Here is a 24288-nt window from a genome sequence, read left to right as displayed (position 1 = left end):
GGGCTCGCGCAGCGGCGGTCTGACTTAGTTTCCGTTGTCCTGGCGGTACCAGCGCGCCAGTTCGGCGGCGTAGTACGTCAAAATCGAATTGGCCCCCGCACGCTTGATGGACAGCACGGATTCCTTGACCGCCGCATCGCGGTCGATCCAGCCGTTGCCCGCCGCGGCCTCGATCATCGCGTACTCGCCCGAGATCTGGTAGGCGGAAACGGGCACCGGGGACACCTCGGCCACGTCGCGCAGGATGTCCAGGTAGCTCATGGCCGGTTTGACCATGACCATGTCCGCGCCCTCGTTCAGGTCCAGTTGCAACTCCTGCAGGGCCTCGCGGCGGTTGGACGGGTCCATTTGATAGGTCTTGCGGTCCCCCGTCAGCGCCGAATCCACGGCCTCGCGGAATGGTCCGTAGAACGCGGAGTTGTACTTGGCGGAGTACGCCAAGACGGAGACGTCCTGGTAACCGGCGGAATCCAGTGCGGCGCGGATCACGCCCACCTGACCGTCCATCATGCCGGAAGGACCCAGCATGTGCGCCCCGGCCTGTGCCTGGGCCACGCCCATCTCGGCGTAAATGCGCAGGGTCTCATCGTTGTCGACCACGCCGTTGTCATCGAGCACACCGCAGTGACCGTGGTCGGTGAATTCGTCCAGGCACAGGTCGGACATGACCACGATCTCATCGCCCACCTCAGCCCGCACCTGAGCAATGGCGTGGTTCAGGATCCCGTCCTCGTCGAGGGAGGCCGACCCTACGGCGTCGCGGGTCTCCGGGATGCCGAACAGCATGATGCCGCCCAACCCCAGTTCCACGGCCTCGGAGGCAGCGCGTTTGAGCGAGTCCACGGTGTGCTGAACCACCCCGGGCATGGACTGGATCTCCACGGGCTGGGAGATGCCTTCCTTGACGAACACCGGCAGGATCAATTCCGCCGGGTTCACGCGGTTCTCCGCGACAAAGCGGCGCATGGCCGGGCTGGTACGGAGCCTGCGCGGGCGTGACACCAGGTCGTACAGCGGTGCGTGTGAGCTCACGATGATTTCTCCTCGGTCGAACTAGTAATCTTGAGTACATCTTTCAGGGCGCGATCCACGGCCGCCACCAGGGCGGCCGGACTCGGATCATCGGCCACAACGGGCGTGAAACCTCGCTGGCGCAGCGCGGCTGCGGTGGGCTCGCCAATGGCCACCCACTTCGTCCGGTCGCATGATCGTGGTTGGCCGTCCAGCAGGGCAGCAACGCGCGACGGCGCCGTGGCCACCACCGCGCCGAACTCGCCGCGCGCGCACCGGTCGCGTGCGGCGTCGGCGTTGAGAACCAGTGCGTCCTGTGCAGAGGCGCCGTCCGTGCGCAGTGGTGCGGCTGCCGGGGCGGGGACCATCCGGTACGCGACGGCGGTCGTGACCTCGTAGCCGCGCTCGGTCAACCCGTCGGCAAGGGTCGACGAGGCGAGCTCCGAGGCGGGCACCAACGCGGCCTCCCCCGGGGAAGCGAACGCCTCGGGCCATTCGGCCAACATACCGGCTGCGCTCTGTTCGCGTTGCGGGGTGAAGTCCACGCCGATCCCGGCCTGACGCAGGGCCGACGCCGTGGCGCGACCGACCGCGGCGACGGACAGTTTGGGTGTGCTCGCCCGCGCGCGTTCCAGGGCGCCACCCCACTGCGGATCGGAAGCCACCGCAGCCAGTGCCAACACGGTGTTCGCGGACGTGACGGTGAGCCACGTGGGGACCCGCGGGTGAGTGGCCCGCCCCAGCGCGGACCGCAGGTCGGCGGTGTCCTCCGGAAGCTGCGCCTCGAGCAGGGGGGCCACGCGCACGTCGTACCCGCGCTCCCGCAGCAGCCCCGTGAGTTCACGGGACGCGGCCGGATCGCGGGTGACCAACACGCGGGACATCACAGGGTCAACCGGGCCAATCGATCGGCGCCGGCGGCCAGTAGTTCATCCGCGATCCGCACTCCCAGGGCGGCCGCGGCGTCCACGGACAGTTCGTCCGTGGCTTCCGACCGGCGCATGACCTCGGTGCCGTCCGGGTTGGCGACCACCACGTCCAGGTGGAGATCACCGCCGACCATGCGGGCGTAGGTTCCCACCGGAGCCGCGCAACCGGCCTCGAGGCGCGCCAGCACAGCACGTTCGGCCGTGACGGCCAATCGGGTGGGCAGGTCGTCCACGGCGGCCAGCCCACGGGCCAGGGCCGAGTCCCGGGCGAGTTCGCTTGATACCTCGAGGGCCAAGGCACCCTGCCCCGGTGCGGGCAGCATCCGTTCCGGATTCAGGTACTCGGTGATCCGGCCTTCCAGACCCAGCCGTTTCAGCCCCGACGCCGCCAGCACCACCGCGTCCAGGTCGCCGGGGGCCACCCGGTTGAGACGCGTGCCCACGTTGCCGCGGATATCGACAATGTTCAGATCGGGACGCAGCGCCCGCAGTTGGGCCACCCGGCGGGGCGATCCCGTGCCCACCGCGGCGCCCTGCGGAAGCCCGTCCAGGGTGAGACCGTCGCGGGCGCACAGGGCGTCCCGCGGGTCCTCTCGTTCGGGAAGTGCCGCAATGACCAGGCCCGGAACCTGGGCGGTGGGCAGGTCCTTGAGGGAGTGCACCGCCAAATCCACATCGCGATCCAACAATCGGGCGCGCAACGCGGTCGCGAAGACTCCGGTGCCGCCCATTTGTGACAGGGGCCCGGTCAGCACGTCACCCTCGGTGCGCACGGTGATCAACTTGGGGGTCAGGCCCGCGGCTGCTCCCACGGCGTCCGCGGCGTAACCGGTCTGCGTCATGGCCAGCTGGGAACCACGGGTTCCCACGGTGAAGGTGCTCTCGGTCACCGGTACACCACCTCGCCGTGATCGTCCATACCCACGGCTATGGGCTGGTCCAGCGGGGTCTGCGCCACGGTGGGCCGCGGTGCCGACTGGCCGCGCAGGATCTTCGTGCAGCAGTCCGCGGGGCAGTTGTCGAACCAGGTTCCCTGCCCGCACGCCGACACGCGCGGCGGTGCCGTCTCGGTACCGAGCCGCTGCTCAATCGCGTCCGCGAGCGCTCCCACGAAAGCGGGGTGCGTCCCCGCGGTGGCCACTCGTTCGAAGGCGATACCGGCCTCGGCCGCGGCGTCCTTGGCCTCGGTGTCGAGGTCCCACATGACCTCCATGTGATCGGACACGAAGCCCACCGGCACCACGGCCACACCCTTGACCCCGGACTCGGGAAGTGTTTCGATCACGTCACAGATGTCCGGTTCGAGCCACGGGATCTGCGGCGGGCCGGAACGGGACTGATAGACGAGCTGCCAGTTCACATTGTCCATGGCGTCGCCCAGTTGGGCCACGATCCAGCGTGAGGCGGCCAGGTGCTGGGCCACGTATGCTGAGTTCTCCTCGAACTCGATGCGTTCAGAACCGGACGCCCGGGCATCGGTGTCCGGAACGGAATGGGTCGTGAACAGTACCTCCAGGGTGGACTCCCCCACGCGTTCACGCAGCGCCGCCAAGGCGTCCCGCAGGCCGTGGACCGAGGGGGTCAGGAATCCGATCTCGTCGAAGTACGGGCGGACCTTCTCCACGTGCAGGGTGTCCGCCAGCCCGAGTTCTTGCAGGCCCAGACCGTAGTCCTCGCGGTACTGGCGGCAGCTGGAATACCCGGAGAACGCGCTGGTGGCCAGGATCAACAGGTCCTTGTAGCCGCGGTCATTGCACTCCGTGAGCACATCGGCCACGTACGGGGCCCAGTTGCGGTTGGCCCACAGCAGGGGAACAGCCACACCGCGGCGGCGCAGCTCCGCTTCCAGCGCGTCACGCAACGCACGGTTCTGGGCGTTGATGGGGCTCACACCACCGTTGGCGCGGTAGTGAGTGGCCACTTCTTCCAGTCGCTCGTCCGGGATGCCGCGGCCGCGGGTGACGTTGCGCAGGAACGGGATCACGTCCTCCTGGCCCTCCGGGCCACCGAAGGACGAGAGGATCACGGCGTCGAAGTGGCGCGGTTCAGCGGCCCGAGCGGCGCTCAGGGCATTGGTGGTCTGTTGGTCGGTGGGTGCCATGCTCAGCGCAGCACCTCGGCGATCTCGGCCGTCTCGATCCGGCGTCCCGTGTAGAACGGGGTCTCCTCGCGCACGTGCAACCGCGCCTCGGTGTTGCGGAACTCGCGCATCAGGTCCACCAGGTCCACGAGCTCGGGTGCCTCCAGTGCGAGCAGCCACTCGAAGTCGTTGAGACCGAAGCACGCAATGGTATTGGCCAGCACCTGCGGGTAGTCGCGGGCCTTCATTCCGTGGTTCTTGAGCATTTCGGCGCGGCGTTCGGAGTTCATGTAATACCACTCGTAGGAGCGCACGAACGGGTAGACGCACACCCACTTCTCGGGGGCGATACCGCGCGCGTACGACGGCGCGTGGTTACGGGTGAATTCTGCGTCGCGGTGCACGCCCATGGCGTTCCACACCTGCCGGGTACCGCCCAGCAGCGGCTGGCGCCGGATCCTGCGCACGGCCTCCTGCAGCACGTCCGCCTCGCCACCGGTCAACCACACCATGAGGTCCGCGTGGTCGCGCATACCCGATACGTCGTACACGCCGCGCACCGTCACGTTGTCCCCGGACAGTTCCTGGACCAGGCGGTCGAACTCGACCTGGTTGGCCTCGGAATCGGCATCCGGGGTGCGATCCCCGGTGCGCTCCAGCACCGTGTAGACGGCCCAGTACAGCTGCTCTTCGGTCTTTTCCTCCGGTTCGACGGCGGACTGCTGTGCCGCGTGTACGTGCTCACTCATCGTGTGTGTCCTTTCGATGCTCGAATCATGCCTGAAGTCTCAATCACGCTGTGCGGGTGGTTCGTACCCGTGATTGCGGAGTAGTTTCGCGACCTGCTGGCGTGTATCGGTCACGACCGCGGCCAGTCCGGTCCCGGACAGCCACGCGCCCACTGCGATCACGTTCGGGACGTCCCTGATCGCACCGCGGAATTCGGCCACGCGCTTGCCGTGCCCCACATCGGTGCGTGGTAGGGCGCCGTGCCAGCGCACCACGTCCGCGCCGACCAGCTGCTCGGGGCCGATGTGTACCCCCATGAGGATGCGCGCGTCGCTGAGCGCAAGGGAAATGAGGTGCCCGTCCGGCAGTGCAACCTCTGGCGGCACCGCGTCGTGGTCCGAATCGGCGCGGCCGTAGGACAACCGCAGCACATGGCGGTGCTCGCCGGCCTCGCGCCGGACCCACGCCCATTTGGCGCTCGAGTGTGTCAGGGCCTTGGCGCGGACCTCTTCCACATCGGAACTGACCAGCAGGCCGGTCCCGCGCGGGGCGCCGTCGAGCTCGGGGCAGTCGAGCACCAGGGTGGCCAGGGCCACCCTGGGCCCCGGCTCCGGGGAGTACCGTTGCGAATCGGGTAGGTGCCCGCCCATCAATCGCACCGTGGTGGGGCCGTCCGCGGCCATGACCAGCAGCTCACCGCGTGCCACCGCGGTCTTGTCACCATTGGCGGGTTGCCGCTGGATGACCATCCACCCGGGACGACGGGGATCACGGTCCAGCGCAATCACGTCGTAGTCGGTCACGATCTTGACCCCGCGTGCCTCCACGTCGCGCACCAACCGCTCGCTGAGCTGGTTCATGCCGCCGTCCAGGCTGGCCACGTTGGCGCCGGCGGGACTGTTCGCGCGGAGGGCGCCGGCGGCCGCGCACAGACTTCCGTGTTCACGCAGGCCATGGCGCAGCCCGGGAGCCACGGTGTCCACGTCGAGGTCATTGGGGTGGGTGGAGTACACACCGGAGACGAACGGGGTCACGAGCCGTTCGAGCACGCGGTGGCCCATCCGAGTACGGACGAGCGCACCCAGCGACCGTTCCTTCGCGCCCACGGAGGCGGGCAGCACCCGATCCATGCGCGCCCGGGCCATTCCGGAACGACCTAGTGCGCGCCGCAAGGACGACGCCGCGGGGTCCGCGGGGATCCCCAGGACCCCGCTGTTGGGTGCGGGGATGGCACCCTCGGGCAGGTACAACCATGAGCCGGAGGGGTTAGGGGTGACCACCCGGTCGCTGAGGTTCAGATCCTCGAGTAGTCGGGGAACCGCGTCGGAGCGAGTAGCGAAGGACTCCGCCCCGGAGTCAAGAACCAGACCGGCTACTTCGTGGGCGCCCACGGCACCGCCGAAGTGATCGTCGGCTTCCACCAGCGTCACGCGCAATCCGGCGACAGCGAGGTCCCGCGCCGCGGTCAAACCGGCAACGCCACCACCCACGACCAGGGCCGTGCGGGCCTTGCGCTGGGTACCCGTCTGCGTTGCACCGGGCGAAGCAGTCACTGCGTCTCCTCGTGAATGAAGGCCACCAGCTTGGTCAATACCTCCGGGTCGGTTTCCGGAGGAACACCGTGACCCAGATTCACCACGTGTGCGAGCGCGCTCTGTCCGCGCCGCAGCACGTCGCGAGCGTGTTCGCGCAACACCGGCCAAGGGGCAGCCAGTAACGCGGGGTCGATGTTGCCTTGTACCACCGTACGCTTCCCGACCCGCTCCACGGCAGTGTCCAGGGGGATGCGGTAATCGACGCCCACGGCGTCCGCGCCGGCATCCCGCATGGCAGCCAGCAGCTCCCCGGTACCGGTGCCGAAGTGAATGCGCGGCACACCGAGATCGGCAACCGCTCCCAGGGCATCCGTGGAGTGCCGCTGGACGTGTTCCAGGTAGTCGGCCAACGACAACGACCCGGCCCACGAGTCGAACAGCTGCACCGCGCACGCACCTGCCTCGACCTGAGCTCGCAGGAACGCGCCGGAGGTCCGTGCGGCCCACTGCGCCAGGGCGTCCCAGGCCTGCGGGTCCGCGTGCATCATGGTGCGCGGCCGCAGGTGATCCCTGGACGGTCCCCCTTCCACCGCGTACGCCGCGATCGTGAACGGGGCGCCGGCGAAACCGATCAAGGGGGTGTCGCCCAGCAGCTCCACGGTCCGGGAAACGGCCTCACGAATGGGATCGAGGGCGGCGTCGGGGAGTTCGGGCAGCGCAGCGACGTCGGCGGCGGTGCGGACGGGCTCATCCAGGACGGGGCCGCGGCCGGCCACGATGTCCACACCCACGCCGGCGAGCTTCATGGGGACCACGATGTCCGAGAAGAAAATGCCGGCGTCCACCCCGTGACGGCGCACCGGCTGCATGGTGATCTCGGCGGCGAGCTCGGGGGTGAGACAGGCCTCCAGCATGCCGGTACCCACGCGTGCCTCGCGGTACTCGGGAAGCGAGCGCCCCGCTTGCCGCATGAACCACACCGGAGTGTGCGGTGCGTCCAACCCGCGCAGCGTACGGATCAGCGCGGAGTTGGCCATCTCATCACGCTTGAGCGGGTGCTCGGAGCTCAGTGCTGCAATGCGTTGATCCCACGACTGCTGCTCGGTGGGCTCAGTTCGGTATGCGGGGTCGCGGGGCGCGGCGGCGCGGAAATCCTGGGAAGTCATAGTGCTTCCCATTGTGCCAAGGAAAGATGGGAGTTTTATTGACGAACTGTCCGCGGCCGAGCAACCTGCGCGCGGCATGGTTATGCTGAGTACACCAGAAGTATTCGTCTAGAATGGCTGGATTGTGGTCCTTTTCTGTCTTGTCGCCTCGCACCGCTCCGTCGACCTCAACACCGTGGCACGGCTCAGCACCGGTGCCCTCGGTGTGGCTGAAGAAGCGGTCTCGGAAGGTGCCCTCAACGGCGCGGTCACCCTCTCCACGTGCAACCGGTTGGAGCTCTACGGCGAGCTGAAGACCGGCCCGCACGGGGATCCCACGGGTCAGGTGACCCGCGCGCAGCAGGAAATCGTGGAGCGTATTGCGCAGCGGGCGGGCCTGGACGAACGGTTCGTCCTCGAAACCATGGACGCCTACACCGGCGTGGAAGTCCCCCGCCATTTGTTCACTGTGGTGTCCGGGTTGGAATCCGCCGTGGTGGGCGAACGTGAAATCACCGGTCAGGTCCGCCGCGCCCTGAATCAGGCGCAGCAGTCCGGCACGGTCTCCAGTCATTTGGTTCAACTCTTCGAGTCCGCCGCCCGCACCGCCCGCGAGGTGGGCTCCCGCACCGAACTCGGTGAACGCGGCCGGTCGATTGTCTCCGTGGCACTGGACCTCGCAGACGACATCACCGCCCGGTCATGGCCGCAGCGCCGCGCGCTGGTCTTCGGAACCGGCGCGTACGCCGGGGCCACCATGGCCGCTCTGCGCGACAGGGGCTGCGCGGACATCGAGGTGTACTCGGGATCGGGGCGCGCCGAACAGTTCACCGATCAGCGCGGGGGCAGCCCCGTCTCCGACGCCGATCTACCCGCTGCACTGCGCCGCGCGGACGTCATCATCGGGTGCTCGGGCGGCTCCTCCCCCATGTCGGCGTCGGCCTTCCCAGAGGGCCCACGCACCGTGGTGGACCTGGCGCTGACCCGTGACTTCGACCCTGCCATTGCGGACCTGCCGGAGGTGGAACTGATCACTTTGGAATCCGTGCGCGTGGCCGCGCCTGAGGAAACGGGAGAATCCGTGGCCGCAGCCAGCGACATCGTCCTCCAGGCCGCCCAGACATTCGAGGCCGCCCAGAACGCCCGCACCATGGACGACGCGATCGTCGCCCTGCGCAAGCACACCATGGCCGTTCTCGACGCCGAAATGGAAAAGGTTCGCTCGCACCACGGCTGCACGGGGGCCGAGGATCAAATCGAAATGGCCATGCGGCGCATGGTCCGTTCCTTGCTGCACACCCCAACGGTGCGAGCACGGCAATTGGCCTCCCAGGGCCGAGCAGATGAATACATCACCGGATTGGAAGCGCTGTACGGCATCGAGGTGGCCGCCCCGGCACACCATGAGGCCGCGCAGAATCCCCCCGCGGAGCAATCCCCCTCGACCACTGCGCGGGATCGCGCGGTCGGCTAACCATCTGGCGGGCCCGTCCGCCACGAGGAGGACCACAATGAATCCGCAACCGAACAGTCAACCGGAGCAAACGCTCACCGGTACCTCCCCTTACGGGCGGGCACCGCGTATGGCCAAAGAAGACCGCCGGGATCAGCTGTTGACCACGGCCCTGAACGCTTTTGCGGACGGCGGGTACCACACCACCTCGATGGACGACATTGCCGCCGCCGCCGGTGTGTCCAAACCCGTGCTGTACCAGCATTTCCCGGGTAAACGAGAGCTGTACTTGGCCCTGGTGGAACACACGCTGGTGGATCTGACCGCCAAACTGGACCATTCCTTGGCGGCGAGCGACGTGAACCGCACGCGCGTGGAATCCATGATCAACACCCACTTCGAGTTCGTGGAACACCAGCCCCAGGCCCACCGCTTGGTCTTCAGCGCGGACCTTTTGGCCTTCCCGGAGGTCGCGGACAAACTCAATGACTTCTACGACAGCATTGCCGGCATCATTGCGTCCGTCCTCGGACCGAACGTGGGCCTGCCCCACACCCAGGCAGCCATGCTGGGCCGAAGCCTGGTGCAAATGGTGCAGACCGCTGCCGTGTACTGGGCGCAGCACCCGGGCAGTGCCACCCGGCAGCAGGCGCAGCAGCAGGTGTTCCGTTTAGCCTGGGGCGGAATCAGCATCCTGGATGAAGACTGGCAGTGACGGGCTCCTAGACTGATGTTCCAGTACCGGGTGTGAGGCTCGCTCGTCGAGCCGGGCCCCTCAAACCAAGTAGGAGGTAAACCGACGTGGAGATCAAGATCGGTATCCAGAACGTGGGCCGTGAGCTGTCGGTCAACGCGGACCTGACGGCCGAAGAGGTCGAGGCCGAGGTGACACGGGCGCTCAGTACCGGGACTCCCCTGGTCCTCAAGGACGCCAAGGGAACCACCACCGTGGTTCCCTCCGCCAGCATCGGCTACGTGGAGACCGGCACCGAAACCAAGCGCCACGTGGGTTTCACTCCGCTGTCGCAGAACTGACGCGGGCCGGCCCCCAGGTCGGCGACCGCCCCCGGCAAAGCACCGTCTCACGTCCGTGAGGCGGTGCTTTGCGCTGCGGGCGGTTACACTGGAGACCGTTGACAGGATGACCGGTCGTCGGATGAGACCGTTACGTTCACTTTTCGCTGGTCCGAGTTGGCCCGGAATAGTTGCTGTGCGCAACGCTCCGTGAGCCCCGGATCCGCATTTGTTTCACGATCGGCTTCCACTTCGCCGCGCGGCGGCCCCCGGCGCTCTCGCCTCCCATCCCCTCACCGGGACGGTGACGAGCGCGCCGTTGCCGGGCCCCGCGATGTACCCGAAACGAAGGACCATCGTGACCGAAATTACCGTAACCACCGAGCCCAACGGCCCGGACACCGACGAGGCCGGAACCCAGGCCATCGCCACAGCAGAACCCGAAGTAACGCACACGTTCGCGGATTTCGGCGTGCGCCAGGACATCGTGGCTGCACTGGCCGACCATGGCATCACCTTTCCCTTCCCCATCCAGGCCATGACCCTGCCCGTGGCGCTGTCCGGCCAGGACATCATCGGTCAGGCCAAGACCGGCACCGGTAAGACCCTGGGCTTCGGCATTCCCGCGTTACAGCGGGTAATCGGCCGGGACGACGCCGGGTGGGACAAGCTTGCGTTCCCCGGGGCCCCGCAGGCCCTGATCGTGGTCCCCACCCGCGAGCTCGCCGTTCAGGTCGGCAACGACCTCGCCGTGGCCGCCAAGACCCGCAACGCCCGTGTGGCCACCATTTACGGTGGCCGCGCCTACGAGTCCCAGATCGAGGAGCTCAAGCGCGGCGTGGAGGTTGTCGTGGGCACCCCCGGGCGCCTGATCGACCTCAACCGCCAGCGCTACCTGAACCTGAGCCATGTGGGCATGGTCGTGTTGGACGAGGCCGACGAGATGTTGGACCTCGGGTTCCTCCCGGACGTCGAGAAGCTGCTCAGTGCGGTTCCCGAGGTGCGCCAGACCATGCTGTTCTCGGCCACCATGCCGGGCCCCGTGGTGGCCATGGCCCGCCGCTACATGACCCGCCCGATGCACATCCGTGCCGCCGCCCCGGACGAAGGCAGCACCAAGAAGGACATTCGCCAGGTCATCTACCGCGCCCACCACCTGGACAAGGACGAGGTGGTGGCCCGCATCCTGCAGGCCGAGGGCCGCGGTCGGTCCATCATCTTCACCCGCACCAAGCGCGCGGCCGCCAAACTGGCCGACGAGCTGATTCACCGCGGTTTCGCCGCGGCCCCGCTGCACGGTGACCTGGGTCAGGGTGCTCGTGAGCAGGCGCTGCGCGCGTTCCGCAACAACAAGGTGGACGTACTGGTCGCCACGGACGTGGCCGCCCGCGGTATTGACGTGGAAGACGTCACCCACGTGATCAACTTCCAATGCCCCGAGGACGAGAAGACCTACCTGCACCGCACCGGCCGCACCGGCCGCGCGGGTAACAAGGGCACGGCCGTCACGTTCGTCGACTGGGACGATGTCCCCCGCTGGCGCTTGATCGACAAGGCCCTCGAGCTCGGTGTTCCCGAGCCGGTGGAAACCTACTCGTCCTCCGAGCACCTGTACACCGATCTGAACATCCCCAAGGGCACCAAAGGCCGGCTCCCCAAGGCCCGCCGCACCCACGAGGGCCTGGACGCTGAAACCCTCGAGGACCTGGGCGAGCCCGGTAAGAAGGCTCGCGGCCCCCGCGAGGGTTCGGGTTCACGACGCCGCAGCGGAGACTCCCGCTCGTCCGGCACCCGCCAGGGCGGTCGGGGCCGCGGCGGCCGTGATCGCGACGGAAACTCGTCCTCGCCCCGTAAGGCCCAGGACGACCAGCCTCGCGCGGAGCGTCAGAAGTCCGAACGGGAAAAGACCGTGGAGGCCACGGAAGGGGGCCGCACGCGCCGTCGTCGCCGCCGTCGCCCGTCGTCCCAGAACCAGGCCCGGGGCAACGGCCAGCAGGGCGGGGCCCAGCAGGCGAGCCCCAGCGCCGAGTAACGCGGCGTGTCGGTGAAGGACTCGTTCCGGTTCGATCCCCTCGGTGACAGTTGCATCATTGCCGGTGAGAACCTGGCGGTGCTGCGCGCTCTTCCGGATGAGTCCTTCACCGTGATCTACCTGGATCCGCCCTTCAACACGGGCCGGACCCAGGTGCGCCGGACCACCACGTCGATTCCCGTACCGGACGGGCAGGGTGATCGCGTGGGATTCTCCGGCCGCTCGTACGAGACGGTCATGGGCCAGTTGCGCCGCTACGACGATTCGTTCGCGGATTATCTGGCGTTCCTGGAACCACGGCTGGCGGAGGCCCGAAGGCTGCTCACCCGTGACGGCACCCTGTACCTGCACCTGGACTACCGGGAGGTGCACTACGCGAAGATCATGCTGGACGCGTTGTTCGGGCGCACCAGTTTCCTCAACGAAATCATCTGGGCCTATGACTTCGGCGGCAAATCCACCCGGAAGTGGCCCTCCAAGCACGACACGATCCTGGTGTACGTCAAGGATCCCAAGAACTACCACTTCGATTCCGCGGAGGTGGACCGCGAGCCCTACATGGCGCCCGGACTGGTCGGGCCCGAAAAGGCCGCGCGCGGCAAACTGCCCACGGATGTCTGGTGGCACACCATTGTCTCCCCCACCGGCAAGGAGAAGACCGGCTACCCCACCCAAAAACCCGTGGGCATCGTGCGGCGCATGATTGCGGCCTCCTCGCGCCGCGGGGACTGGGTGCTGGATTTCTTCGCGGGTTCCGGGACCACGGGGGCCGCGGCCACGTTGCTCGGCCGCAAGTTCGTGTGCGTGGACGTGAACCCGGAGGCCGTGGAGGTCATGACGGAACGGTTCCCCGGGACTGCGGTCCACACGCTCTAGTGCGAAGGTGCCCCATGCGCCGTGCCCAGACCCGTAGTTTTTCCGGTCAGCACGGCCACACCGCGCGGACCACCTACGGCCAGCGAACCTCGATGCCCGAGGTGGCTTGCTCGCAAATCCGGGTCAGCGATTGCACCGAGGTGGAGTTCTCGCCCAGGAGATTGGGTTTGCCCTTGCCGTGGTAGTCGCTGGAGCCGGTCACGATCAGGTCGTGGTCCGCGGCCATCTGCATCAGGATGGCCCTCGTCTCGTCCGGGTTGTCCCTATGGGCGACCTCCAGCCCGGCCAGCCCGGCGTCGATCATGGCGTCGAAATCTGCTTCCGTGGGGATCCGCCCGCGCGTGGGCGCCATGGGATGGGCGCAGACCGGAACGCCCCCGGCGGCGCGAACCAACTTGATGGCCTCCACCGGATCCATGGTCGTGTGCCGCACGTAGTACGGCGAGCGTCCGGAGAGAATGTCGGAAAACGCAGCGGAGCGGTTGGACACGATCCCCAGTTCCACCAGGGCGTCCGCAATGTGCGGGCGACCCACCGTGGCATCCGTACCCGTGTGGCGCTGAACATCGTCCCATGTGATGTCGTAGTCCGCCGAGAGCAACTCGACCATGCGCCGAGCGCGGGTCAGGCGCCCGGTACGAGAGGACTCCAATGCCGTCAACAGTGGCTCGTGGGTGGGATCGTGGAGGTAACTGAGCATGTGCACCGAGACCCCGTTGGATGTGGTGCACGTGATTTCCATACCCGGGACGAACGCCCGTCCCAACGTCACGGCGGCGTCACCGGCTTCTTGCCACCCCGCCGTGGTGTCGTGGTCGGTCAACGCGAAAACGTCCAGACCGGCGGCCTTGGCCGAACGGGCGACGTCCGCGGGGGTCTCGGTTCCGTCCGAGGCAATGGAATGGGTGTGAAGGTCGATGCGCATCACCGGCAACGATACCCGCAGGCCCGCATTTGACCCGCGTGGCACCATGGAAGCAACGATTGCAGCGATTCAGCGCACCAAGGAGATGAACACGTTCATGAGCGCAAGCTCCCAGCACGTCACCCCGTCCGCCGCGTCCCAGGACTCCGCGGAACAGCCCCTCGAACAGCGCGTGGACAACCGTTCGCAACGCCCGGACACCGAGGCCTTCCGTGAATTCATGGCCTCCGGCTGGGCGGCCCCGGAAACCATGGGCACCCCCCGTTCCGAGGTGGCCGAGTACGCCGCGGCCCGCCGGGCCAAGCTGTCCCGGTTGTTCCCGGGCGAACGCCTGGTGATTCCCGCCGGCGCCCCCAAGGTGCGCTCCAACGACACCGACTACCGCTTCCGCCCGCACTCGGCGTTCGCCCACGTGACCGGCATGGGTGTGGATCACGAGCCCGAGGCCGTCCTGGTCATGGAACCCGCCGAGGACGGTGAGGGAGACAACGGCAGTGGCCACGTGGCCACCCTGTACTTCCACCCGATGGCCGGCCGTGATTCGGACGAGTTCTACGCGGATGCCAAGAACGGTGAGTTCTGGGTGGGTCCGCGGCCGACCCTGCGCCAACTGCGCGAAGAATTCGATCTGCCCACCGAGGATCTCTCCGGCCTCGAGGACGCCATCACGGTCAACGCCGGCAACGCCGCCCTGGGTGGCATGAGCATCCGTCTGGTGCGCGATGTGGACCTGAACATGGACGCCCTGGTGGACACCTCACGGCTGAACACCGGTGTGGACCTGGAACAGTCCGATGCCAAGGACGCCAAGCTCACGGAGGCCCTGAGCGAACTGCGTCTCATCAAGGACGACTACGAGATCGGCCAGCTGCGCCACGCCGTGGATGCCACGATCCGCGGTTTCGAGGACATTGTCTCGGTGCTTCCCCGCGCCATTGGCGGCGAGCGCGGAGAACGCGTGGTCGAGGGCGCGTTCTTTTCCCGCGCCCGGTTGGAAGGCAACGATTTGGGCTACGACACCATTGCGGCGTCGGGCAATAACGCCACGGTGCTGCACTGGATCCGTAACAACGGGTCGGTCAAGCCCGGCGACATGATCCTGGTGGACGCGGGCGTGGAGGCCGAGTCGCTCTACACCGCGGACCTCACGCGCACCCTGCCGGTGGACGGCAGCTACACGGAGGTTCAGCGAAAGGTCTACCAGGCCGTGCTCGACGCCGCCGACGCCGCCTTCGAGACGGCCGTACCCGGCAACAGGTTTCGCGATGTCCACGCGGCTGCCATGAGGGTGCTCGCCCTGCGGCTCGAGGAGTGGGGGCTGCTGCCGGTCTCGGCGGACGTGTCCCTGTCCGAGGCCGGTCAGCATCACCGCCGCTGGATGCCCCACGGCACCAGCCACCATTTGGGTCTGGACGTCCACGACTGCGCGCAGGCCAAGCGCGAGCTCTACCTGGACGCCGTGATCGAACCCGGCATGGTGTTCACGATCGAGCCCGGACTGTACTTCAAGGCCGAGGACCTTTCCATTCCCGAGGAGTACCGCGGCATGGGTGTGCGCATCGAGGACGACGTGCTGATCACCGAGAACGGCAACGAAAACCTCTCGGAGGCCCTGCCGCGCTCCCCCGAGGACGTGGAGACCTGGATCCAGGGGATCTGGAGCCGCTCGACCACCGCGTGAGCGACATGACAACGGCGGTGGGACACTCCCGAGGGAGTACCCCACCGCCGTTGTCATCCCCCGGCGCGCAGCGTGCCGCCAAGGATGCCGTGCGAGATACTACCGATCGGATGTTTGTTCCGAGTCAGAGGAGTTCTGGGAATCGGAACGGTCGCTGGACCACGGTGCGTTGACCGCGGACGACCCCGGCTGCGGCTGGGGCTGCGACTGGGCGGGTGCTTTCGGTTCCAGGCGGATGCCGTACTGCGGGCGGCCGTCCGGCAGGTCCGGGAACTTGGCGGAACGGTTGGCGTCCTGCTGCGGCTGTCCCTGCTGTAGCTGTCCTTGGGCGGGCTGTCCTTGCGCGGGGTTGCCCTGCTGCTGGGGCTGTCCCTGCGCCGGGTTGGCCTGCTGCGCGGGCCCGTTCGGGTGGTTCTGCTGCTGCGGTGCTCCGCCCTGGGACCCCGGCCCTGCGTGCCAGCCTCGCTGGTCCCGCTGTCCGTACTGGCCCTGCGGTCCCCGTTGCCCCTGCGGCGGCCCCCACTGACCTCGCTGACCGTTGGGGCCCTGCGGGGGCTGGTTCCAACCGCCGTGTTGCGGGCGCGGTCCGGGGGCTTGCGGCAGGGTGAGTCCACCCAGCACGTTGCGGGCCTCACCGGCAACGTCCGGGGCGGCAATGACCTCGTAGGTACTCGCCACAATGCGGTTGGTCGAGGTGAAGTCCCGCTTACCGCGCTGCATTGCGTACGTGATGGTGGCCAGAAGCATCCAGAAGGCACCACCCATGATGATGGGCAGCAATAACGCCTGGGCCAGATCCATGCCGCCCAACAAGGACATCAACAAGCCGAAGAACGCACCGAATACCACGCCGTTGAGGGCACCCTGCAGCGCCACCTTGGGGTAGGACAAACGACCGGTCACCTGCTCCACCGACTTGAGGTCACTGCCGATGATCGAGATCTTGGCGACCTCGAACTGTTGGTCCGCCAGATGATCCACGGCCTTCTGCGCTTCCGCGTAGCTCGTGTACCGCGCGATGGCTTCACCGCGCGGGATCTCGGCGGTGGCGGACAATGTCATGGGGCCCCTGGACGAATAGCTCATGCTTTCTATTCTCGCGTAGTTTCCCAGGAGGGCGCAGGGAAACTCCTGGAACATCGCGGCCGGTGAACATCCGGGGCATGTCAGCGGGATCTCAACGGCACGAATGCGGCTCAACTGTCCCCGTTCATTAAGCTGGGACAGTGAGCACAAACCTCTCCAAAATTTTCGTGGCCCGGTTGATCGGCCTGGACGTCTTCGACCCGCTCGGTGACCGACTGGGTCGACTGCGTGACCTCGTGGTGCTCCTCCGCCCCGGGGGCCGCGGTCAAACCATGGCGCGCCCCATCGTCGTGGGCCTGGTGGTGGAGGTGCTCGGCAAGAAACGCGTGTTCGTTCCCATGACGCGTGTAACCAGCATTGACGCGGACCAGGTCATTTGTACCGGCCTGGTGAACCTGCGCCGGTTCGAGCAGCGTGGCGCGGAGACCCTGGCGGTCGGCGAGCTCTTCGATCGCACCGTGGCGCTGCTGGACGGCTCCGGCACCGCGACCATCGAAGACATGGCCATGCAGCAGGTGGGCAACCGCGGTGACTGGCAGATCAGCCAGCTGTTCGTGCGCCGCTCCGTCACCACCGGGGGCTTGATCCGCCGTCGCGGCGAAACCATGATCGTGGACTGGGAGGACACGGACGATCCCTCGAACGCCGGTCATCAACCGGCCACCCAGTGGATCTCCCAGCACGAGGATGACCAGGCCGCGGACATCGCGGACGAGCTGCGCGGAATGCCCGAGAAGCGCATGCTGGAGATCGCCGCGGAGCTGCAGGACGAGCGTCTCGCAGACGTGCTGGAAGAACTACCCGAGGAGCATCAGGTCTTCATCCTGACCAATCTGGGTGATGAACGCGCCGTCGCGCTGCTCGAGGAAATGGACCCCGACGACGCCGCCGACCTCCTCAACGAGCTGCCGCCCGAAGAAGCAGAGAAGTTCATCACCATGATGGAACCGGAGGACGCCGAGGATGTGCGTCGGCTGCGGACCTACGAGGAAGGCACCGCGGGCTCCCTCATGACCCCGGTGCCCATCGTGCTCTCGCCGGAAGCCACCGTGGCCGAGGCCCTGGCCCATATCCGGCAGGAAGAAATCATTCCCGCGGCCGCCTCAGCCGTGCTGGTGTGCCGGCCCCCGTTGGAAACCCCCACCGGGAAGTACCTGGGGCTGGTGCACACCCAACGACTGTTGCGCTATCCCCCGCCCGAGGCGATCGGTAACCTGATCGACCGTTCCATCGAACCGGTCTCCGATCAGGCCTCACTCGAAGAGGTGGCCAGGGAACTGGCCTCCTACGATCTCACCATCCTGCCGGTCGTCAATGACGCGAACCGGTTGGTGGGGGCAGTGACCATTGATGACGTGTTGGACGCGTTGTTGCCAGACGACTGGCGCACCTATGACGACGGCACCCCGATCCGGAAGGTGGGTAAGCGGTATGAGTGAACCCAGGCGCAATTTTTCCTCGCAGTACTCCCCCGTGCCGCTGGACCAACCGCGGGAGCACCGCCGGAGCTTCTTCCAACGTTTCCGCCCCAACCCGGATTCTTTCGGGCAGTTGACCGAAACCTTTGCCCGCTGGATGGGCACCCCGCAGTTCCTCATGTGGATGTCGATCTTCGTGTTCGTGTGGCTCGGCTGGAACACGCTGGCGCCCGAAAGCATGCAGTTCGACCCGCGCGCGCTCAACTACACCCTCTTGACACTGATGCTGTCCCTGCAGGCCTCCTACGCCGCGCCCCTGTTGCTGCTCGCGCAGAACCGCCAGGACGACCGCGACCGAGTGGTGGCGGAGGAAGATCGCAAACGCGGGCAGCAGAATCTCGCGGACACCGAGTACCTGACCCGGGAGATCGCCGCCCTGCGCATTGCGCTGCGCGAAGTGGCCACCCGGGACTACGTGCGCTCCGAACTGCGTTCGCTGCTCGAGGAGATCCTGGAGGCGCAGGAGAACACCATGGCCGAATCCGGTGAGCCCGAGAAGGTGCCCAAGAAGGAACCGGGTCAGGGCAAGAAGAAAACGAAGACCCAACCGCCCACCACGGCCGTGCCCGTGGTCGCCCGCGCATCGGAGGCCAAGGATTCATGACCGATTCCCCCATTGATCCCCAACTGCGCAGCGCCCTCGACCAGGTCATCGACCCGGAACTTCGCCGGCCGATCACCGAGCTGGGCATGGTCCAGGCAGCCCGTGTGGACGGCACCACGGCGCACGTGACGATTTTGCTGACCGTCTCCGGCTGCCCCATGCGCACCACCATTGAAACGGACGTCGCCGAGGCGCTGGGCGCCGTCGACGGCGTCACGGACGTGTCCGTGGACGTGGGCGTCATGACCCCGGCCCAGCGCGAAGAACTGCAGGACAAGCTCGGGCACCGCAAGTCCAACCCGTTCGCCGATCCGCACAACCTCACCCGCGTGCACGCCGTGACCAGCGGCAAGGGCGGTGTGGGCAAATCGAGCGTGACCGTGAACATTGCGGCCGCGCTCGCGGCCATGGGCCGTACCGTGGGCATCGTGGACGCGGACATTCACGGGTTCTCGGTACCGGGGCTGCTGGGCATCACCCAACCGCCCACGCGCGTGGGTGACATGATCCTGCCGCCGGTGGTCGAGGTCCCCACCGATCTCGCCACGCCCTATGACGACCCCGCTCCCGGTGCTTCCCCGCGCCGGGCCGAGCGCGGGGTGATCAAGGTGATTTCCATCGGCATGTTCGTGGACCCTTCCCAACCTGTCGCGTGGCGCGGGCCCATGCTCCACCGCGCCGTGGAGCAGTTCCTCACGGACGTCCACTTCGGCGATCTCGATCATTTGTTGTTGGATCTACCCCCGGGCACCGGTGACATTGCCATTTCGGTGGGCCAGTTGCTGCCCAACGCGTCAGTCCTGGTGGTCTCCACACCGCAGCACGCGGCCGTGACCGTGGCCGAACGGTCCGGCGCATTGGCGCAGCAGACCGATCAGAAGGTCACGGGCGTGGTGGAGAACATGTCCGCCATGGTGCTCCCGGACGGAACCCGCATGGAAGTCTTTGGCGCGGGCGGCGGCGCAACCATAGCGGCGTCGTTGACCGAACGCCTGGGCTACGACGTGCCCCTGCTCGGTGAAATCCCGCTGGATGTCACCGTGCGCGAAGCCGCTGATCGCGGCGAACCCGCCGTGTGGGCCAACCCCGAATCCCCGGCCGCCCAGCACCTGTGGGCCGTGGCCAAGGCCTTGGACGAGCAGGGTCGCAATCTGGCCGGCCGCAGCCTGGGCATCACCGTGCGGGGCTGATGCGGCTCAGGTGGCTTCCGTGTCGTACGGGGCTCGTTCCCCCGGCTCGAGCCTGCGAGCCACCGGTGCCGCGGGCGACGCCGCGTGGTACTCGGGTGATTGTGCTTCGTCCTCTTCCATGAGCGCTTCGCGCACGATCACGCGAGGGTCGTACTGGCGAGGGTCGAGTTTGCGCCAGTCCACATCCGTGAACTCGGGGCCTAGGGTTTCCCTGAGATCGTCCTTGGCGCCGGTCGCGTAACGTCTTAGGGCCTTGATGAGGTCCTTGAGTTTCTCCGCGTACTCGGGCAGCCGCTCGGGACCGATGACCACCAGGGCCACCACCAGGATGAGGATGGCTTCTCCGCCAGAAATGCCGAACACTAACCGAACCTACCAACGCCATCTGACGCGCACGTGAACGCCGCGTTCATCCAATAATTTCTCGCAACCCGTCAAGCACCGTGGTGCCGAATCCGTCCGGCTCGGAACCCACCATCGTGACGCGGCCCCGTTCCTCCGCGGCTACAAGGGTAAGGGTACGCGACAGCGTGGACGGGGATGCATCAGTCGTGACCGTGTATACAACGTCATCTCGGGCCATGACGGCCCGCCAGGGTTCCGAGCGGACAATCCACAACTGGGTGCCTTCCACGGCGGACTCGTGCAGGCCCTCCGCGCTCACCGGCAGGCCCGTGGCACCGTCCACGGGGTTGTCCGGATTCACCTCACCGCGTTGCTCAATGACCTTCACGGTGTGATGGTCGTTCACCAGCGTGATCACCACCATGGGCTGACCCGCAATCTCCCCCTGAACCATGGACTCCACTTGGTAACCCTCCGAGGCGAGGGACGGTAAGGTCCAGCCCTCGGCGCGCAGGGACTGCGCGTCCGTTTCCGTGGTGGTCTTGATCATCCCGTGGCTCCCGTTCCAGGCGGCGGCCGCGGGAGGTGTGTTCACACCGCCGGAGGAGTTCAACTTGTTGCCCACCGACCACCCGACCCCCACGAGCAATGCGGTGGTGACGCACAGAGCCACGGTGGTCGCGAAAATCACCGTTCGGCGATGAGGTGCCCGGCGCGTCCGAGTGACGTTTCGATACAGCGAGCTCAGCGTGGTCTCCCCCTCCCGCAACGTGTTGGTGGATCGTGGTGATGGGTCAGTGGATCGTCGCTGTTATTGTGTGCGGTCAAGCTGACAGGGTTCTGAACGGTCACGGGAAATTCTCCGGCCCCGCGCCCGGCCGAGCCGGCGCCCGCGATAAGCTGAACCAGCACTACCGCACGGGCACACATACCGCGGGCCAAGACCACCAGGGAAGCAGCGAAGGGCACACTAACGTCCATGAGTACGGATAAGACCACCAGCTGGGCCTACTGTGAGGCTTACGCCACGGATGACGAAACCGCGTACCGTGCCCGGGAGCGCTCCCTCGCCCTCCGCCTGGACCCGGTGACCCCCGCCACCTCGGCGCTGCTGACGGTGTTGACGGCCTCGGCGCGGCCGGCCACGGTGGTCGAAGTGGGTACCGGCGCGGGGGTTTCCGGTCTGTCCCTGCTGCGGGGGATGCCGACCACCTCCGTGCTCACCACCATCGACACGGACATCCGTGCCCTGCGGGCGGCGCGCGATACATTTCGCGAGGCCGGCATCGAGACCAAAAGGACCCGCACCATCTCCGGCGCCGCGTCCCTGGTCCTGCCTCGGTTGACCGAGAACTCCTACGACATGGTGTTCCTGGACGCAGATCTCGCCAACACCGCCGAGTACGTGATCGAGGGCGCTCGCCTGTTACGCCGCGGCGGCATGCTGATCGTCAATGATGCCCTCCACCAGGACCGCGTGTCCCAGCCGGCCCACCGGGATGAAGAGACCGTGATCATGCGCGATGTCGTGCGCACCCTGCGTGGTGAGGACCGCTTGGCGAGCACCTTGCTTCCCACGGGCACCGGAGTGCTGCTGGCCGTCCGGCGATGACCTTGCCGCCGTCCGGGCGTTGCCGGTAGAAGGCTTCCTCATAATGGCTCTGGTGCTGATGGCCGTGGGTGGCGCCCTCGGGGCCATGCGTTGCGTGGTGGTCGTGACCCTCCGGGAGAGCGTCCGAGAACGACATCGGCCTACGGTTCACGGTGGGGCGGAACTCTGCCATGAACCAGAAATCTCGAGGGGCCACACCGCGGTGTGGCCCCTCGAGATTTCTGACGGTACGGAACCGGCCGTTACCCGGTCACCGTGGCAAGGCATTCGCGAAGCTCGGTGGCCTCGTCAGCCTTGAGTTCCACCACCAGGCGCCCGCCACCTTCCAAGGGGACCCGCATGATGAGGCTGCGCCCCTCCTTGGTGACTTCCATTGGTCCGTCACCGGTTCTAGGCTTCATGGCCGCCATGTATGAACTCCTCTTCGTGTGTACCTACGGCCTCCATCTTATCGAACACTGGCCGGCTACCGTGACCAACCCCACCCTTGACCGACGACACCTGTGTCGCTAGGGGGGATAGTCACCGCCGCCGGGCAGTTCCTTCCAGTGCCACAACCAGCCCACCCACACGAGCTGTAGAACGGCACCGGTCAAGACGAGGAGAGTCCGGTAGGCCCTGGATTCCGACACGTGGACCAGCGGCCCGGCCAACAAGGCCCACGGCAGCAGAAGTCGAAAAGTTGAAGTCTGCGGGTGCAGCACCAGCAACAGGTAGATCCCGTAGGCCGCGATCCACACTCGTGCGAAGAAGGGCAGGGACTCTTTCACCACGTGGCTGCGCAGCACGAGCACCACGCCGGCAACCAGGAGCACGGGTGCCGCGACCCCTACGATCGGCCCGAAGAGGTCCACCCCCTGGTCCACCCACGGCAGGATCGGGATCACACGGTTGTCCGCGCGCCAGGCCGTCTCGGTCTCGGTGTAGGCGCTGAACTCCCCCGTGACGGCCCAGGCGATTGCGGGCCAACTCAGCGCAGCCGCGCACGCGACCAGGGCCACCGCGAGCCAACGGTCCGCGCATTGGTACCACCGGCGTTCCCGACGCCGCACACTCACCACACTGCGCCACAGCCACCACACGCCCAGGGCCGCGGCAAAGGCGACCCCGGTGGGACGGGTCAGCGCCATGAGCACGGTGAAGATCGCTGCCGGCAGCGCCCTGCCCCGCAGCACCGCTAGGATGGCCAGGCTCAGAAACAGCCCGTGCAACCCTTCCGCATACGGTGTCTGCAGCACCGGCGCCACCGGGTTGAAAGCGAAGACCGCCACAGCCCACAGCGGGGCCTTACCCACGTTGTTCGCCCAGCGCGGCTCGCGCAGGGCTGGAACGCCGTCGAAAATTTTGTACAGCACGAGAGCCACCCCGAAACCCGCGAGCAGCGAGACCGCGGCGGCGGTGAAAGCCCACCCGGTTCCCGTCAGGGCATCGATGCCGCGCACCAGCACGGGATGGACGGGGTAGAAGGCCCATTGATTTTGTTCCGCGTGGCCCAGCGCATCGCGCGGGATCTGAGTGGGGTACCCCTCCGCGAAGATCCGCCGGTACCAGTCGGAATCCCAGATGTCCACGAACTGCAGGTATCCCATGGCGCCGTCTCCCCACGGACCCGGCCCTTGCTGACGGCCCACCACGGTGAACACGATCCAGCCCCACATGCGGGACAACCCGTAGACCAGCACCACTGCCAGCCACCACGGGGTGATGCCCCAGGCGCGCCGCGGAAAGGCCGGATGCACGGCGGAGTAGGAGGTACTGCTCATGCGCCGGAACCGTTCGACGCCGCGTGCGCCTCGAGCAGAATGCTCACCGCTTGCTCCACACTGTCCGTGACGTGGAACAGGTCAAGGTCATCGGGAGCAATCTCCACGTCCGCGGCCACCGTCTGCTCGAGCCACGTGATCAACGGGGACCAAAAAGCCGTGCCCACGAGGATCACCGGGAATCGGGTGACCTTGCCCGTCTGCACCAGGGTGAGCGCCTCGAAGAGTTCGTCCAGTGTGCCGAAACCACCGGGGAGCACCACGAACCCCTGCGTGTATTTCACGAACATGGTCTTGCGCGCGAAGAAGTAGCGGAAGTTGATGCCCAGATCCACCCAGTCGTTGAGCCGCTGCTCGTGGGGCAGCTCGATCCCGATACCCACCGATGGGGCACCCGCATCCACCGCGCCGCGGTTGGCGGCCTCCATGACACCGGGACCGCCCCCTGTCACCACGGCGTAACCGGCCCGGCCAAGCGCCCTGCCGATCTCCCGAGCCGTGTGGTACTCGGGATGCTCCGGCGGGGTGCGGGCGGAACCGAAGACGGAAATCGCGGGCCCCAGGGTGGCCAGCGCGTCGAAACCCTCCACGAACTCCGCCTGGATCCGCAGCACGCGCCACGGGTCCGTACGCGTGAAATCATCGGGCGCCTGCGGGCGCTGGTCCAATAACCGCTGGTCAGAGGTGCGCCGTGACATTTCCGAACGGCGAAGTACCACGGGGCCCTTGAACCGTTCGGGGGGCACCTGCTCTGAGAAAGAATCCGGCGGAGTGGTCATGGTCCCAGGCTACGGGTTGCG

General features: G+C 67.0%; 24 protein-coding genes. 10 read left to right on the top strand and 14 right to left on the bottom strand.

What is annotated here, in order from left to right:
* Positions 1-24: 24 nt before the first annotated feature.
* From hemB to hemE, 7 genes are read right to left on the bottom strand one after another with little or no spacing between them, the layout of a single operon-like run.
* Positions 25-1032, bottom strand: coding sequence for a porphobilinogen synthase (gene hemB, locus AC3ENJ_RS09365; protein ID WP_190780036.1), 1008 nt, complete (start codon positions 1030-1032; stop codon positions 25-27).
* Entirely contained in the window at positions 1029-1895 is an 867-nt protein-coding gene (locus AC3ENJ_RS09360; RefSeq protein WP_190780035.1) for a uroporphyrinogen-III synthase, read from the bottom strand. Before AC3ENJ_RS09360 ends, hemB begins: the two co-directional genes overlap by 4 nt.
* The gene (gene hemC / locus AC3ENJ_RS09355; RefSeq protein ID WP_431813832.1) at positions 1895-2830 is read right to left on the bottom strand and encodes a hydroxymethylbilane synthase; all 936 of its coding nucleotides are present in this window, start codon (positions 2828-2830) and stop codon (positions 1895-1897) included. Before hemC ends, AC3ENJ_RS09360 begins: the two co-directional genes overlap by 1 nt.
* A complete protein-coding gene (locus AC3ENJ_RS09350) occupies positions 2827-4041 on the bottom strand; it encodes a ferrochelatase (RefSeq protein ID WP_431813831.1) in 1215 nt (404 codons plus the stop codon). The genes hemC and AC3ENJ_RS09350 overlap by 4 nt, the downstream gene beginning before the upstream one ends.
* 2 nt (positions 4042-4043) lie before the next feature.
* Positions 4044-4769 carry a hydrogen peroxide-dependent heme synthase gene (gene hemQ, locus AC3ENJ_RS09345; RefSeq protein ID WP_431813830.1) on the bottom strand — a complete coding sequence of 242 codons (726 nt, stop codon included), beginning with the start codon at positions 4767-4769 and terminating at the stop codon, positions 4044-4046.
* A 39-nt stretch (positions 4770-4808) separates the two neighbouring features.
* A complete protein-coding gene (gene hemG / locus AC3ENJ_RS09340; RefSeq protein ID WP_431813829.1) occupies positions 4809-6302 on the bottom strand; it encodes a protoporphyrinogen oxidase in 1494 nt (497 codons plus the stop codon).
* Positions 6299-7450 (bottom strand): uroporphyrinogen decarboxylase, encoded by a 1152-nt coding sequence (hemE, locus tag AC3ENJ_RS09335; RefSeq protein WP_431813828.1) that lies wholly within the window; start codon positions 7448-7450, stop codon positions 6299-6301. Before hemE ends, hemG begins: the two co-directional genes overlap by 4 nt.
* Before the next feature lie 124 nt (positions 7451-7574).
* On the opposite strand from hemE, the gene AC3ENJ_RS09330 reads away from it, so the two are divergent.
* From AC3ENJ_RS09330 to AC3ENJ_RS09310, 5 genes are all read left to right on the top strand, one after another.
* Positions 7575-8903, top strand: coding sequence for a glutamyl-tRNA reductase (locus AC3ENJ_RS09330; protein ID WP_431813827.1), 1329 nt, complete (start codon positions 7575-7577; stop codon positions 8901-8903).
* 37 nt (positions 8904-8940) lie between these two features.
* Positions 8941-9597 (top strand): TetR/AcrR family transcriptional regulator, encoded by a 657-nt coding sequence (locus AC3ENJ_RS09325; RefSeq protein ID WP_190807033.1) that lies wholly within the window; start codon positions 8941-8943, stop codon positions 9595-9597.
* Between the two features lie 86 nt (positions 9598-9683).
* A complete protein-coding gene (locus AC3ENJ_RS09320) occupies positions 9684-9917 on the top strand; it encodes a DUF3107 domain-containing protein (RefSeq protein WP_431813826.1) in 234 nt (77 codons plus the stop codon).
* Positions 9918-10254: 337 nt separating this feature from the next.
* A complete protein-coding gene (locus AC3ENJ_RS09315; RefSeq protein WP_431813825.1) occupies positions 10255-11928 on the top strand; it encodes a DEAD/DEAH box helicase in 1674 nt (557 codons plus the stop codon).
* Positions 11929-11934: 6 nt separating this feature from the next.
* On the top strand, positions 11935-12804 hold the full coding sequence (locus AC3ENJ_RS09310) for a DNA-methyltransferase (protein WP_431813824.1): 870 nt from the start codon (positions 11935-11937) through the stop codon (positions 12802-12804).
* Between the two features lie 73 nt (positions 12805-12877).
* Here the strand turns inward: AC3ENJ_RS09310 and AC3ENJ_RS09305 are convergent, their stop codons facing one another.
* Complete coding sequence (locus tag AC3ENJ_RS09305; protein WP_431813823.1) at positions 12878-13729, bottom strand: PHP domain-containing protein; 852 nt, start codon at positions 13727-13729, stop codon at positions 12878-12880.
* A gap of 46 nt (positions 13730-13775) precedes the next feature.
* On the opposite strand from AC3ENJ_RS09305, the gene AC3ENJ_RS09300 reads away from it, so the two are divergent.
* Complete coding sequence (locus AC3ENJ_RS09300) at positions 13776-15410, top strand: aminopeptidase P family protein (protein WP_431813822.1); 1635 nt, start codon at positions 13776-13778, stop codon at positions 15408-15410.
* Positions 15411-15509: 99 nt separating this feature from the next.
* Here the strand turns inward: AC3ENJ_RS09300 and AC3ENJ_RS09295 are convergent, their stop codons facing one another.
* Positions 15510-16496 (bottom strand): YflT domain-containing protein, encoded by a 987-nt coding sequence (locus AC3ENJ_RS09295; protein WP_431813821.1) that lies wholly within the window; start codon positions 16494-16496, stop codon positions 15510-15512.
* 140 nt (positions 16497-16636) lie between these two features.
* On the opposite strand from AC3ENJ_RS09295, the gene AC3ENJ_RS09290 reads away from it, so the two are divergent.
* From AC3ENJ_RS09290 to AC3ENJ_RS09280, 3 genes are read left to right on the top strand one after another with little or no spacing between them, the layout of a single operon-like run.
* Positions 16637-17935 (top strand): magnesium transporter MgtE N-terminal domain-containing protein, encoded by a 1299-nt coding sequence (locus AC3ENJ_RS09290; RefSeq protein WP_190780024.1) that lies wholly within the window; start codon positions 16637-16639, stop codon positions 17933-17935.
* Positions 17928-18578 carry a DUF1003 domain-containing protein gene (locus AC3ENJ_RS09285; protein WP_431813820.1) on the top strand — a complete coding sequence of 217 codons (651 nt, stop codon included), beginning with the start codon at positions 17928-17930 and terminating at the stop codon, positions 18576-18578. Before AC3ENJ_RS09290 ends, AC3ENJ_RS09285 begins: the two co-directional genes overlap by 8 nt.
* Complete coding sequence (locus tag AC3ENJ_RS09280; RefSeq protein WP_431813819.1) at positions 18575-19768, top strand: P-loop NTPase; 1194 nt, start codon at positions 18575-18577, stop codon at positions 19766-19768. Before AC3ENJ_RS09285 ends, AC3ENJ_RS09280 begins: the two co-directional genes overlap by 4 nt.
* A gap of 6 nt (positions 19769-19774) precedes the next feature.
* Here the strand turns inward: AC3ENJ_RS09280 and AC3ENJ_RS09275 are convergent, their stop codons facing one another.
* Both AC3ENJ_RS09275 and AC3ENJ_RS09270 read right to left on the bottom strand, forming a co-directional pair.
* The gene (locus AC3ENJ_RS09275; RefSeq protein ID WP_190780021.1) at positions 19775-20131 is read right to left on the bottom strand and encodes a twin-arginine translocase TatA/TatE family subunit; all 357 of its coding nucleotides are present in this window, start codon (positions 20129-20131) and stop codon (positions 19775-19777) included.
* Positions 20132-20177: 46 nt separating this feature from the next.
* Positions 20178-20804, bottom strand: a complete 627-nt coding sequence (locus AC3ENJ_RS09270; RefSeq protein WP_223840814.1) for a hypothetical protein — start codon at positions 20802-20804, stop codon at positions 20178-20180.
* A gap of 288 nt (positions 20805-21092) precedes the next feature.
* On the opposite strand from AC3ENJ_RS09270, the gene AC3ENJ_RS09265 reads away from it, so the two are divergent.
* On the top strand, positions 21093-21725 hold the full coding sequence (locus AC3ENJ_RS09265; RefSeq protein WP_190780019.1) for an O-methyltransferase: 633 nt from the start codon (positions 21093-21095) through the stop codon (positions 21723-21725).
* 242 nt (positions 21726-21967) lie between these two features.
* Here the strand turns inward: AC3ENJ_RS09265 and AC3ENJ_RS09260 are convergent, their stop codons facing one another.
* The 3 genes from AC3ENJ_RS09260 to AC3ENJ_RS09250 form a co-directional block, all read right to left on the bottom strand.
* Positions 21968-22135 carry a DUF3117 domain-containing protein gene (locus AC3ENJ_RS09260; RefSeq protein WP_190780018.1) on the bottom strand — a complete coding sequence of 56 codons (168 nt, stop codon included), beginning with the start codon at positions 22133-22135 and terminating at the stop codon, positions 21968-21970.
* Positions 22136-22234: 99 nt separating this feature from the next.
* The gene (locus AC3ENJ_RS09255) at positions 22235-23488 is read right to left on the bottom strand and encodes a putative hexosyltransferase (protein WP_431813818.1); all 1254 of its coding nucleotides are present in this window, start codon (positions 23486-23488) and stop codon (positions 22235-22237) included.
* Complete coding sequence (locus AC3ENJ_RS09250; protein ID WP_431813817.1) at positions 23485-24267, bottom strand: LOG family protein; 783 nt, start codon at positions 24265-24267, stop codon at positions 23485-23487. Before AC3ENJ_RS09250 ends, AC3ENJ_RS09255 begins: the two co-directional genes overlap by 4 nt.
* Positions 24268-24288: the final 21 nt, after the last annotated feature.

The organism is Kocuria sp. cx-455 (assembly GCF_057707085.1).
The sequence above is the reverse complement of the archived record's forward strand: the minus strand, read 5'-3'. Positions and strand labels throughout refer to the sequence as shown.